The following is a 10331-nucleotide window of genomic DNA, read 5'->3' on the forward strand; positions in this document are numbered from 1 at the left end:
GTGACGGGCCCCCACCATGTGCCGGTTTCCCGGAGGTTCACTGCTTCCGGTACGCGTACGCCTCCGAGGCCGCGGCCGCCACAGCCGCGAGGTCCGCGCCCGTCGAGGCCGTGACGACCGCGGCGACCGCGCCCTCGACGAACGGGGCGTCCACCAGCATGGTCTCCGTGGGCAGTTCGTCGCCCTCGGCGAGCAGGGCCTTCACGGTGAGGACCGCGCTCCCGAGATCGACGAGGACCGCGACGCCCGAACCCCGGTCGACGGAGGCGGCCGCCGCCGAGATCAGCTCGGCGCTGGTGCCCAGGCCGCCGTCCGGGGCGCCGCCGGCCGGAGCGACGGGCACAGTGGCTCCCGCCCCGGCCAGCCCCCGCGCCAGCTCGGCGACCGAGGCGGCGACGGCTGCGCTGTGCGACACCAGCACGATGCCGACCGGCCCGGCGTCAGACATCGGTGGCCTCCGAGGCGCCGGCGGCGGTGGCGAGAGCGGCGATCAGCAGCGCGGCCGAGGTGGCACCGGGGTCCTGATGCCCGATGCTCCGTTCGCCCAGATAACTGGCCCGGCCCTTGCGGGCCTGCAACGGTGTGGTCGCCACCGCGCCCTCTTCGGCGGCGGCCCGCGCCGCGGCGAACGACTCGGCGAGCGCGTCGACCGCCGGCACCAGCGCGTCGATCATGGTCTTGTCGCCCGGCGCGGCCCCGCCCAGCGCCCGCACCGCGTCGACCCCGGCCCGCAGCGCGTCCGCCAGCTGCCCCTCGCTCACCTCACCCGCCTCACCGAGCGCCTTGCCCGTGCGGCGCAGCAGGGTGCCGTACAACGGGCCGGAGGCGCCGCCGACGGTCGAGATCAGCTGCCGTCCGGCGAGCACGAGGACCGCGCCGGGCGTGTCCGGCGCGTCCTTGTCCAGGACGGCCACCACGGCGGTGAACCCGCGGCGCAGGTTGCTGCCGTGGTCGGCGTCCCCGATCGGCGAGTCGAGCGCCGTGAGCCGCTCGGCCTCACGGTCCACCGAGGCCGCGGTGGCCGTCATCCAACGACGGAAGAAATCGGCGTCGAGCACAAAATCTCCTTGCGTGGTACGTGAGTTGACTGACGGTGAGGCAGGGGGACGCGCCCACCCGGCCGGGTGACGCGGCCGTCCGCTCCCTCAGACGCCCCAGCGCAGCCCCGGCGTCCTCACCGGCGCGTCGTACAGCCGCAGCAGTTCCTCGTCGACCTGGCACATGGTCACCGAAGCGCCGGCCATGTCGAGCGAGGTGACGTAGTTGCCGACCAGGGTGCGGGCCACGGGCACTCCGCGTTCGGTGAGCACGCGCTGCACCTCGGCGTTGAAGCCGTACAGCTCCAGCAGCGGAGTGCCGCCCATGCCGTTGACCAGGAGCAGCACCGGGTTGCGCGGGCTCATGTCGTCGAGGATGGCGTTCACCGAGAAGTCGGCGATCTCGCGCGAGGTCATCATCGCGCGCCGCTCACGTCCCGGCTCACCGTGGATGCCCACCCCCAACTCCAGCTCCCCGGCGGGCAGATCGAAGGTGGGGCTGCCCTTGGCCGGAGTGGAGCAGGCGCTGAGGGCCACCCCGAAACTGCGGGAGTTCTCGTTGACCTGCCGGGCCAGCGCCTCGACCCGCTCCAGCGGCTGCCCCTCCTCGGCGGCGGCCCCCGCGATCTTCTCCACGAACAGGGTCGCGCCCGTGCCGCGCCGCCCGGCGGTGTAGAGGCTGTCGGTGACGGCCACGTCGTCGTCGACCAGCACCTTGGCGATCCGGATGCCCTCGTCCTCGGCGAGTTCGGCCGCCATGTCGAAGTTCAGGACGTCACCGGTGTAGTTCTTCACGATGAACAGCACCCCGGCCCCGCTGTTCACGGCGGCCGCCGCCCGCACCATCTGGTCCGGCACGGGAGAGGTGAACACCTCACCGGGACAGGCCGCCGACAGCATCCCCGGCCCCACGAAACCACCGTGCAGCGGCTCGTGTCCCGAGCCGCCCCCGGAGACCAGTCCCACCTTCCCGGCCACCGGCGCGTCCCGCCGCACCACCACCCGGTTCTCCACGTCCACGGTCAACTCCGGGTGCGCGGCCGCCATGCCCCGCAACGCGTCCGCGACAACGCTCTCCGCGACGTTGATGAGCATCTTCATGGGTGCCTCCTGTAGACGTTGGTAGAGGAGCCGCTGACCTGTGCCTGACTGGAAGTATCGACCTTGCGGCAGCGAAGGTCACGTGCCCGGCCCCTCGTGGCGGCCACGGTGTGGCGGGGCACGGGAGCAGCGGAAGCGCGTCCTGCCCTTTCCTCTCCTCCGCCCGTTCTCAGCGCCTGCGCGGCACCACCGTGGTGCCGGGCTCCACGCGCAGTTCGGCGCCGTCCTGCACCTCGGCACGTCGACCAGGTTCACGGCGTCGCCGAAGCCCCGGGTGTCGAGCGTGCTCGACGCCGTCGGCGTCCAGCGCCCGGTGGCGGAAGACCGCGCGGGCCTTGACCATCTTGACCAGGTGCGCGCGGAGTCTGTCGTCGACGCCGCCGATGCCGATGACCGCCTCGACACGAGCGCGAGCCAGTCCTGCAGCTCGCCGTAGTTCCCGGCGTAGTCGAGCTCCTCGGAGATGCCGGCCTTGGTGACCTGCGTAGTAGGAGCCGCCCAGCGGCTTGGTGGATGTAGGTGCGGGCCTGGCCTCGCCTCACGCGTCGTCCGAGCCGAGGAGGCTCAGGCCGCGGTCGGCGAGGTAGTGGCCGATGGCGCAGATGATGGCCTGGTTGGTGTACAGCGGCCGGTTCTGCCGCCAGTACTTGCGGCTGTTCAGCAGCATCTTCGTCCACGCGTCGCGGCGGATCACCGGCTTCGCGGTCGCCGTCGCCGGCGGGGTGAGGGTGAGGTCGTCGAACCAGGCGGTGCCCGCGCTCGCCAGGCGTACCTGGACCTCGGCCTGGACACCGGCGCGATGGTGGGACTGTGGGTGCAGGACCTCGACGGAGCCGGCGTCCACGCGGACTTCACCCACGCCGGCTACCGGACCTGAGCCGTCCCCCCGAGCGTGTGCCGCACGCGTCGACGATGCACATCGAGGTCTCCCCGTGCCGCCTTCGCGCGGCGGCCCCGGCTTCGGCACGCCTTTCCGACCCGCGTCGCGGTTCACCTCGCACGGGCCGCCGGTGTGTCACCCGCTCGGTCGTGCCTTGCCCGCCGCGCTGGGGCGGGCCGCCCCGTCCACCGCGACGCAGATGCCGAAGACGCGCGCGTGGCCGGTCCAGCCGTTGACGTGGCCGCGGTTGTTGCTGATCTGCACCCGCTTCCTGGCGTGGTCCACGGACGACACCAGGTGCAGGTAGACCGACCCGGCGACCCGCGCGAGGACGATGTCCCCCACCTCGACCTTCGCCGGGTCCACGGGAGCGACGGCCACCAGTTGCCGACTGCGTATCAGCGGAACCATCGAGGATCCGCTGGGCCGGAACGTCACGGTGGCCCCGCCCGCGACCCGCTCCGCCACCGCGTCCAGTGCACCCATGCGACGATCGTGGCAGATTCCCCTCCACCGCCCCACCGAATAAGTCCTCGCACCGTTCGTGGGACGGCCGTTGACGTGGGGCGCGGGAAGCAGCAGCCGCCCCCGGCGCCCTACGATCGGCACGTGACGATCTCGTACGAGTGGCGGGGCCACTTCGACAACACCGCACTCGACGCGCTGCACGCGGACGGCTTCGGCCATCCGGTCACCGCGACCGACTGGCGGACACGACTCGAACGGCACAGTCTCGGCTGGGTCTGCGCGGCCGAGGACGGGACGCTGATCGGCTTCGTCAATGTCGTCTGGGACGGTGGCGTACACGCCTTCGTGCTGGACACGGTGGTCGCGGCGCACCGTCGCGGCAGCGGCGTGGGCGCCGCGCTGATCGAGACCGCCGCCCGCGAAGCCCGTGCCGCGGGATGCCAGTGGCTGCACGTCGACTTCGAGGAGCACCTGCGGCCGTTCTACGTCGACGCCTGCGGCTTCAAGGAGACGGCAGCCGGTCTGATCGCCCTGTGACAGGGGGGCCGGGACCCGTCCCGGCCCCCCTGCCCGGCCCCGGGCGGTCAGGGTTTGACGTAGGTGCAGATGGCCAGCGGGGAGTCCGCGGAGTACGGGGCGGCGTCGGCGGGCCAGTCGCCGAAGCGACTCTCGGGGAGGAGTCCGGCGGCGCGGGCGTAGGCGTCCATCTCGTCCGGGGAGGTGAGCCGGGAGACCTCGGTGCCCACGCGCGTGGTGCCGTCGGCCTCGTACCAGACGTGGGACAGGTGCCACAGCGACCCCTGCGGCAGCAGCACGGAGTGGCTCTGCAGACCGGTGCCCGGCTCCGGATAGGGCGAGAAGTACGTGGCACGGGCGCTGCCCTCGTGCAGGGCGACGATGGCCGGCTTGTTGTGGGTCTCGAGCACCAGCCTGCCGCCGGGGGCCAGCAGTTCGGCCGCGCGACGCACCGCCAGCGCCTGCTCCTCGGGCGTGAGCAGCATCGACAGGGTCGCGCAGACGCAGTACACGAGCCCCACGGTGCGTTCGGCGGTGTAGAGGCAGATGTCGCCGTGCACCGCCTCGACGGGGGTGTCGTCGGCCAGGTCTCGACGGAGCACGTCGAGCATCTCCGGAGAGGAGTCGACCCCGGTGACCGGCCCGACGCGGCGCGACAGCGGGAGCGCTATCCGACCGGTCCCGACACCGAACTCGACGGTGCCCAGGCCCGGATCGGGATGCAGGGAGACCAGGCGCTCCACCTCGTCGATCACCGAGGCGTCGTCGGGGAACAGCCGGTGGTACCAGTCGCCGAACTGCCGGCCGTAGCCGATGTCCTCGACGATGCCGCTCGACGTGGTGCCGGGCGCAGGGGACGTCGTGGTGGTGCTCATGGGTGCTGCCTCCGCTTCTTGGACGAGGTGTGCCTGGTATGGACGGTGCTTCTGGCCTGGGAGCAGGCGCCCCACAGCACCACGAGGGCGACGCCGATGACGGCGGGGGTGCTGACGGCACGGGTGGCGATGAGGAAGCCGACGATGCCGAGGGCTACCACGGACGGGATGAGCAGAAAGTCGTTCACGCACTTCTCCTGTCGGGACGGTGTTCTCCTGTCGGGGTCGATCTGGTGGTGCCGCCGGTCCGCGCCGCCTCAGGACGCCAGGTCGCTGAGTTCCTGGAGCCGGGCGAGCCGGCGGTACAGCTCGCTGTGCCGGTGCAGCTCGTCGTGCGTGCCCACGGCATGCACCCGGCCCCGGTCGAGCACGACGATCTGCTGGGCCTCGGTGACCGTGGAGAGGCGGTGGGCGATGGCGATGACCGCGCAGAAGCCGGAGATCATCGCGATGCTGTCGCGCAGCGCGTTCTCGGATTCGGTGTCGAGGTTCGCGGTGGCCTCGTCCAGCAGCAGGAAACGGGGCGCCTGCAGCAACGTACGGGCGATGGCGAGGCGTTGACGCTGGCCGCCCGACAGGCCCGCGCCGCGGTCGCCGAGCGCGGTGTCGAGGCCCTGGGGCAGCGCGGCGATCACCTCGGTCAGGTTGGCCATGCGCAGCGCCTCGGCGATGTCCTTGTCGTCGGCGTCGGGCGCGCTGTAGGTGAGGTTCTCCCGGACGGTGCCGCGCAGCAGGGTGTGGTCCTGGTCGACGTAACCGACGATGGACCGCAGTTGGTTCAGCGGCAGGTCGGTGATGTCCGTGCCGTCGATGCGGATCGCGCCGGCCACCGGGTCGAAGAGCCGCTCGATCAGCTGGAAGACGGTGGACTTGCCGCCGCCGGAGGGGCCGACGACGGCGGTCAGCCCCTCGGCGGGGACGGTGAAGGAGACCCCGTCGAGGACGACCTTGTCGGTGCCGGGATAGGAGAAACGGACGCCGTCGAAGACGAGCCCGGGTTCGTACCCGCGCCCGAACGGGCGCACGGTACCCGGCCGTTCCCCCGGGCGGCTGTCGTCCGGGTCCGTCTCGACCTCGATCTTGCCGAGCTCCGCGAGCCGTTCCACCGACGCCCTGCCGATCTGGAACTGCGCGATCGACTCGAACAGCGTCAGCAACGGCGCCACCAGGTAGAACAGGTAGAGGATGAACGCCGTCAGATCGGCGGTGGGCATCGCCCCGGTCGCGGTGCGGGCCGCGCCCAGACCGATGACGACCGTCAGGGCGAGCTGGGTGCCGATGCTCATGGTCGGGTCGAGCAGCGACGACATCACCGTCACCTTGATCCCCGACTTCCGGGCCCGCCGGGCGATGGCCGCGATCCCCTCGGCCTCACGGTCCTCGGCCCGGGACGCCTTCACGGTGGGCATCGCCCCCAGCACCCGCAGCAGGGCGGTGCCGAAGGTGCCCAGGTCGGTCTGGTTGAGCAGCGACACCTTCCGTACACCGCGCGCCAGATAGAGCGAGACGACGCTGGTGGCGCCCAGACAGACCAGGGTGGCGGTGAGCAGCACCGTGTCGATCCAGGCCATCAGGACGATGCCGCCGACGACCAGGAAACTGTTGTTGAGGATGCTGTCGATCGCGTGCGTCATCGTCGAGCGGGCGAGCATGGTGTCGCTGACCATCCGGGAGAACACATCGCCCTGCTGCAGACCGCTGTACGCCCGGAACCGGGAGCGCAGCAGCCGCGAGGCCAGGGTCCGGCGGATGTCGTAGACGATGTTCTCCCCGGCCAGTCCGATGACGTACGAGTGGAGTGCGCCCAGGGTGGCGTCGGCGATGAACAGGGCCGCGCCCACCATGATCGGGCCGGTCAGCGAGCGTCCCTCGCCGACGGCGCCGACCAGTTGGCCGATGACCGCGGGCTGGGCCAGGGACGTCGCGGCGCCCAGCAGGCCGAGGAGGATGCCGAGCAGGACCAGGCGGCGGTGCCGGCCCATGGCCCGCCAGGGTCTGGCCCCCTCGCCCCACAGCAGATGCAGGTTGAGCTGGGGCACCGCCCGGTGCGCGGCACGCCGCCCGGCACCGGGTGCGCCGTCCTTCTCCAGGCTCACCGGCGGGTCCTGCGGGCGGGTGTGCCGCCCCCGGCCGACCGGCCGGTCACTCATCGCGCGCCCCCGGCTCCGCGGTGGCCGCCCGTGCCCGGCTCACTCGTGCTCCCTCCCGTCCTCGTCCGATTCCGCGCGGTCCCTGGCGAGCCGCAGGCCCGCCTTGAGCAGGCCGACCGCGAAGATCAGCAGGCCGAGGAGGATGAAGGGGGTCGCGTTGTCCATGGTCACACCTTTGCTGGGGTCTTGGCCGGGGCCCGCGTCAGCGGGGTGCCCGGGGCCTGCGGGTCCAGGGGGACGAACGGGGAGACGAACAGCAGCGAGGGGCGGTGACGCGTGTCGTAGCCGGTGTCCTTCGCCAGGGCGAACTGGAAGCCCCGGACGTCCTCCGGCACGGGCCCCCGGGACCGGATGAGGACGCGCAGATGCTCGGTGACCATCCGGTACCCGGGAGTGCGCGCCGCCCCCTCGAAGCCGCCGAACTCCAGGGTCGGCAGGATGTCGGCGCACGCGTCCACGATCCCCTTGTCCGCGCGGCGGGTCGGGAACCACACGATGTGCTGGGGCTTGCGGGTCTCCGTCGCGAACGCGTCCTGCCACGGTGAGGCGTTGCCGTCCGCGTCCACCGTGCGGTACAGGAAGTGGCTGTCGTGCATACAGGGGTTGGGGGCGAAGAACCGCCAGTTCGGCACCAGGGACAGCACGTCCTTGGCACGGAACCGGGAGAACTGCTCGAAGGGGTGCTGACCGGCGACGGTGACGACCAGCATGGCGGCGCCGGCGATCCGCCAGGCCGCGCCCTCGCCGGTGAACGGGTTGCGCAGGGGGAGACGTCGGGGGGTGCTCATCGGGCGCTCTCCTTGTCGAGCGTGACGGACCGGGCCGGCCGGGGAGCGCGGGCCCTCTCCTCGACGCCCTGGAAGAACGCGAGGACGCGGTCGGTGACCTCGTGGGCGTAGCGGCTGTTGATCAGCAGGGAGTCGTGTCCCGCGCCCTCGACGACCACCGTCTCGCTGGGCGCCCGGCGGTGCGCCTCGGCGAGTTCGCGGTGCATCAGCAGTTGCTCGGGGTCGCGGTCCACGGTCCGCTGGGCGGAGATCACCAGGGCGGGCACGCCGTCGATCCGGTCGAGCGGTCCGGAGAACGTCTTGAAGTCCTCCTGCAGCGCCGCCCATTCGCGGCGGGCCGCGTACCACATCCGCGCGTCCCCGTACTGGGCGAAGACCTTGTCGTGGTAGGCGGCGGGCAGTTCCTTGATCCACCACGGGCGGGTCAGCAGGGCGCCGGTGCCCAGGCGCAGTGCCCGGCTCATGGACGCGAAGGTGCTGCCGAGGCCGGCACCGGTCACCCGCTGCTGGGCGGAGCGGTTGAACTGGTCCGGGTGCGAGGAGTCGAGGTACACGACGCCGTGGACGCGGTCGCCGAGGTGCCGGACGGCACGACGGGCGAGCTCTCCGCCGATCGAGTGGCCCACCAGGATCACCTTGCGGTGGGGTGCCACGGCGCCGTTCACCAGGTCGACGAGGTCGTCCACGGACTCCGTGAGCCGGTAGGCGGTGACCGCCCGGCGGCGGCTTCCGGCGTATCCGGCGCGGGCGTAGGTGATGACGCCGTACCTGGTCTCGTAGGACAGGCGCTCGCTGATCCAGGCGTAGTGCTCGCTGGTGGACAGCAGGCCGGCGGCCAGCACGAAGACCGGCCGGTCGGTGTCGCCCGCCGACATCTCCTCGTACTGGAGCCGGTTGCCGTGACGGGTCGTCAGCACGCGGGAGGTCCGCCAGCCCTCGGTGGCACGCATGCGTCGCTGGACGGCGGTGACGGCCGCGGCCGCGGTGGCTCCCGCGAGCGCGGTGAGCGCGGCGGGCAGAGCGCGGTCGTCGCGCCCCGCGACGGCGGGGTGCGTGCGGGGAGCCGCCGTGTAGGCGATCAGGGGGTGCATCGCGGGGAACGCGGTAGCGAACCTGCCGAGCCCCATGAAGTAGCCGTTGGCGAGATGGAACGCGGCGGCGCTCGCGAGGACGGGACGGGTCAGCCGGCCTCCCTTGAGATAGGCGAGCGGGAAGAGGCACTCCAGTGCCAGCACGCTGTGGGCGAGCAGCTTCGCGGCCCGGGGGTTGTTCCGGATCCACGTGTGCATGCCCTGGTGGCCGTAGGTGTGGGTGCGCATCACGCCGGGCAGGGCGGAGCCGTCGCGCCAGTCCGGGCCGAGCAGCTTGACCCAGCCGGAGACCAGGTAGGAGAGGTTGGACTGGAGGGCGACGTACCACAGGAGCGCGTCCTTGGCGGCCGGTGAGGGCACCAGACGGGCGCCGCCGGTGGCGAGTTGCACGAGGGTCGCCACCTGGTCGGCGCCGTCGCTGCCGTAGTGCTGGCGGGGGCCGAGCAGGGCGGAGGTCGCGCCGAGGAAGAGGCTGCCCGCCCCGCGCCAGGGCGACCTGCCCGGCAGCAGCATGGCGGAGGCGACCGCGGCACGCGTCATGTGCAGGGCTGTCGTGGTCCTTGGTCCGCTGGCGATGTCGATCAGCCGGCGCACCAGCGGGTTCGCGTGCGCGATGCTGTCCCTGGCGATCTCCCAGTCGTTCATGCCCCCCTTGCCCATCTCGTGGCGCTGGGTGAGGTATTCGAGGGACGAGGTGAGGCTCGTCGCGGCGGCCAGCCGCTCCGACATGCCCAGCGCGCGGTCCCGGCCCACCGGTACCGGGCTGAACACCGCGGAGGCGACCCGGCCCGGCACGGCGGAATTGATCCTTCGGACGAGTTTCATGGAACCTCTTTTCCTGGTACTTTTGAGCACGTTTTTCGCGTGCGGAGGAACCCGCTGCCGGACCAGAACAGCCCTCTGGTCCGACAGCGGGTTCCTTATGCGTTCACCACCGGGTGTCCACCGCCGGGGGTCAGGAGGCGGGCGCGCCACCGACCGCCGCGAGGGCGGCCTGGTTCTGGGCGTTGGCCTCCGCCGCCAGGTTGTTGGCCTCAGCCGCCTGGGCGACACCGACCGCGGCGGTGGCGGCCGCCGCGATGGCCCCGACGCCCTCGGCCGCCTGGGCGATCCGTCCGATCCGCGCGATGCGGGGGGTGCCCAGGGTCGGGCGAGCGGCGACGTAGACGACACCCTCGACGGGGATCTCGACGCTGTTCAGCGCGTTCTCGATGCTGCTCATTTCTTTTGTCCTCTCGCGTTCGGGACTTTCGGAAGTTCTTTTCTTCCGGTGCCCTTCTGGAGAAAACATTAGGCCCTCGTCGACCGTGTCCGCATCGACAGAAATACCTATTGTGGAGAGCGATTCTCTGCCGCGTCCGGACGGTAATTCCGTGTGGTGCGGAAGAGTTTTCGGCCGGGCACCTGAGAGGGCCCGGACCGAAT

The 10331-nt window shown here is 71.7% G+C and carries 14 protein-coding genes; 2 read left to right on the top strand and 12 right to left on the bottom strand.

The genetic code is table 11. The annotated features are described in order from the left end of the window. Nucleotides 1-37: 37 nt before the first annotated feature. The 3 genes from ACFU5F_RS41110 to dhaK all read right to left on the bottom strand — a co-directional run bounded on the left by ACFU5F_RS41110 (nucleotide 38) and on the right by dhaK (nucleotide 2138). The gene (locus tag ACFU5F_RS41110; protein WP_383898649.1) at nucleotides 38-448 is read right to left on the bottom strand and encodes a PTS-dependent dihydroxyacetone kinase phosphotransferase subunit DhaM; all 411 of its coding nucleotides are present in this window, start codon (nucleotides 446-448) and stop codon (nucleotides 38-40) included. After that, nucleotides 441-1058, bottom strand: a complete 618-nt coding sequence (dhaL, locus tag ACFU5F_RS41115) for a dihydroxyacetone kinase subunit DhaL (RefSeq protein ID WP_383898651.1) — start codon at nucleotides 1056-1058, stop codon at nucleotides 441-443. Before dhaL ends, ACFU5F_RS41110 begins: the two co-directional genes overlap by 8 nt. 87 nt (nucleotides 1059-1145) lie before the next feature. Beyond that, nucleotides 1146-2138, bottom strand: coding sequence for a dihydroxyacetone kinase subunit DhaK (gene dhaK / locus ACFU5F_RS41120; RefSeq protein WP_383898653.1), 993 nt, complete (start codon nucleotides 2136-2138; stop codon nucleotides 1146-1148). A gap of 283 nt (nucleotides 2139-2421) precedes the next feature. Between dhaK and ACFU5F_RS41125 the strand changes: the two genes are divergently transcribed. Next, nucleotides 2422-2574 (top strand): hypothetical protein, encoded by a 153-nt coding sequence (locus tag ACFU5F_RS41125; protein ID WP_383898655.1) that lies wholly within the window; start codon nucleotides 2422-2424, stop codon nucleotides 2572-2574. Between the two features lie 102 nt (nucleotides 2575-2676). On the opposite strand, the gene ACFU5F_RS41130 is transcribed toward ACFU5F_RS41125, so the two are convergent. Together ACFU5F_RS41130 and ACFU5F_RS41135 are read right to left on the bottom strand one after the other, a co-directional pair. Further along, nucleotides 2677-2997: a hypothetical protein gene (locus ACFU5F_RS41130; RefSeq protein WP_383898656.1), complete on the bottom strand. Its 321-nt coding sequence runs from the start codon at nucleotides 2995-2997 to the stop codon at nucleotides 2677-2679. Between the two features lie 156 nt (nucleotides 2998-3153). After that, a complete protein-coding gene (locus tag ACFU5F_RS41135; protein WP_383898657.1) occupies nucleotides 3154-3504 on the bottom strand; it encodes a S24 family peptidase in 351 nt (116 codons plus the stop codon). Between the two features lie 123 nt (nucleotides 3505-3627). On the opposite strand from ACFU5F_RS41135, the gene ACFU5F_RS41140 reads away from it, so the two are divergent. Beyond that, nucleotides 3628-4023, top strand: a complete 396-nt coding sequence (locus tag ACFU5F_RS41140) for a GNAT family N-acetyltransferase (protein ID WP_383898659.1) — start codon at nucleotides 3628-3630, stop codon at nucleotides 4021-4023. Between the two features lie 47 nt (nucleotides 4024-4070). On the opposite strand, the gene ACFU5F_RS41145 is transcribed toward ACFU5F_RS41140, so the two are convergent. From ACFU5F_RS41145 to ACFU5F_RS41175, 7 genes are all read right to left on the bottom strand, one after another. Further along, on the bottom strand, nucleotides 4071-4877 hold the full coding sequence (locus ACFU5F_RS41145) for a class I SAM-dependent methyltransferase (protein ID WP_383898660.1): 807 nt from the start codon (nucleotides 4875-4877) through the stop codon (nucleotides 4071-4073). After that, a complete protein-coding gene (locus ACFU5F_RS41150; protein WP_383898661.1) occupies nucleotides 4874-5065 on the bottom strand; it encodes a hypothetical protein in 192 nt (63 codons plus the stop codon). The genes ACFU5F_RS41145 and ACFU5F_RS41150 overlap by 4 nt, the downstream gene beginning before the upstream one ends. Nucleotides 5066-5134: 69 nt before the next feature. After that, complete coding sequence (locus ACFU5F_RS41155; RefSeq protein ID WP_383898663.1) at nucleotides 5135-7027, bottom strand: ABC transporter ATP-binding protein; 1893 nt, start codon at nucleotides 7025-7027, stop codon at nucleotides 5135-5137. Between the two features lie 39 nt (nucleotides 7028-7066). Next, nucleotides 7067-7192 carry a hypothetical protein gene (locus ACFU5F_RS41160; RefSeq protein ID WP_383898664.1) on the bottom strand — a complete coding sequence of 42 codons (126 nt, stop codon included), beginning with the start codon at nucleotides 7190-7192 and terminating at the stop codon, nucleotides 7067-7069. 2 nt (nucleotides 7193-7194) lie between these two features. Then, the gene (locus ACFU5F_RS41165) at nucleotides 7195-7815 is read right to left on the bottom strand and encodes a hypothetical protein (protein ID WP_383898666.1); all 621 of its coding nucleotides are present in this window, start codon (nucleotides 7813-7815) and stop codon (nucleotides 7195-7197) included. Next, nucleotides 7812-9731, bottom strand: a complete 1920-nt coding sequence (locus ACFU5F_RS41170) for an alpha/beta fold hydrolase (protein ID WP_383898668.1) — start codon at nucleotides 9729-9731, stop codon at nucleotides 7812-7814. Before ACFU5F_RS41170 ends, ACFU5F_RS41165 begins: the two co-directional genes overlap by 4 nt. A 130-nt stretch (nucleotides 9732-9861) precedes the next feature. Then, nucleotides 9862-10128: a hypothetical protein gene (locus ACFU5F_RS41175; RefSeq protein ID WP_383898669.1), complete on the bottom strand. Its 267-nt coding sequence runs from the start codon at nucleotides 10126-10128 to the stop codon at nucleotides 9862-9864. Nucleotides 10129-10331 lie beyond the last annotated feature (203 nt).

It is taken from the genome of Streptomyces sp. NPDC057438 (genome assembly GCF_042802995.1).
Lineage (GTDB): Bacteria > Actinomycetota > Actinomycetes > Streptomycetales > Streptomycetaceae > Streptomyces.

What these genes read in the sequence shown, in the direction of transcription:
- ACFU5F_RS41110 (WP_383898649.1), bottom strand. Translation starts at nt 448, where the DNA reads ATGTCTGACGCCGGGCCGGTCGGCATCGTGCTGGTGTCGCACAGCGCA.
- dhaK (WP_383898653.1), bottom strand. Translation starts at nt 2,138, where the DNA reads ATGAAGATGCTCATCAACGTCGCGGAGAGCGTTGTCGCGGACGCGTTG.
- ACFU5F_RS41135 (WP_383898657.1), bottom strand. Translation starts at nt 3,504, where the DNA reads ATGGGTGCACTGGACGCGGTGGCGGAGCGGGTCGCGGGCGGGGCCACC.
- ACFU5F_RS41145 (WP_383898660.1), bottom strand. Translation starts at nt 4,877, where the DNA reads ATGAGCACCACCACGACGTCCCCTGCGCCCGGCACCACGTCGAGCGGC.
- ACFU5F_RS41155 (WP_383898663.1), bottom strand. Translation starts at nt 7,027, where the DNA reads ATGAGTGACCGGCCGGTCGGCCGGGGGCGGCACACCCGCCCGCAGGAC.
- ACFU5F_RS41160 (WP_383898664.1), bottom strand. Translation starts at nt 7,192, where the DNA reads ATGGACAACGCGACCCCCTTCATCCTCCTCGGCCTGCTGATCTTCGCG.
- ACFU5F_RS41165 (WP_383898666.1), bottom strand. Translation starts at nt 7,815, where the DNA reads ATGAGCACCCCCCGACGTCTCCCCCTGCGCAACCCGTTCACCGGCGAG.
- ACFU5F_RS41170 (WP_383898668.1), bottom strand. Translation starts at nt 9,731, where the DNA reads ATGAAACTCGTCCGAAGGATCAATTCCGCCGTGCCGGGCCGGGTCGCC.
- ACFU5F_RS41175 (WP_383898669.1), bottom strand. Translation starts at nt 10,128, where the DNA reads ATGAGCAGCATCGAGAACGCGCTGAACAGCGTCGAGATCCCCGTCGAG.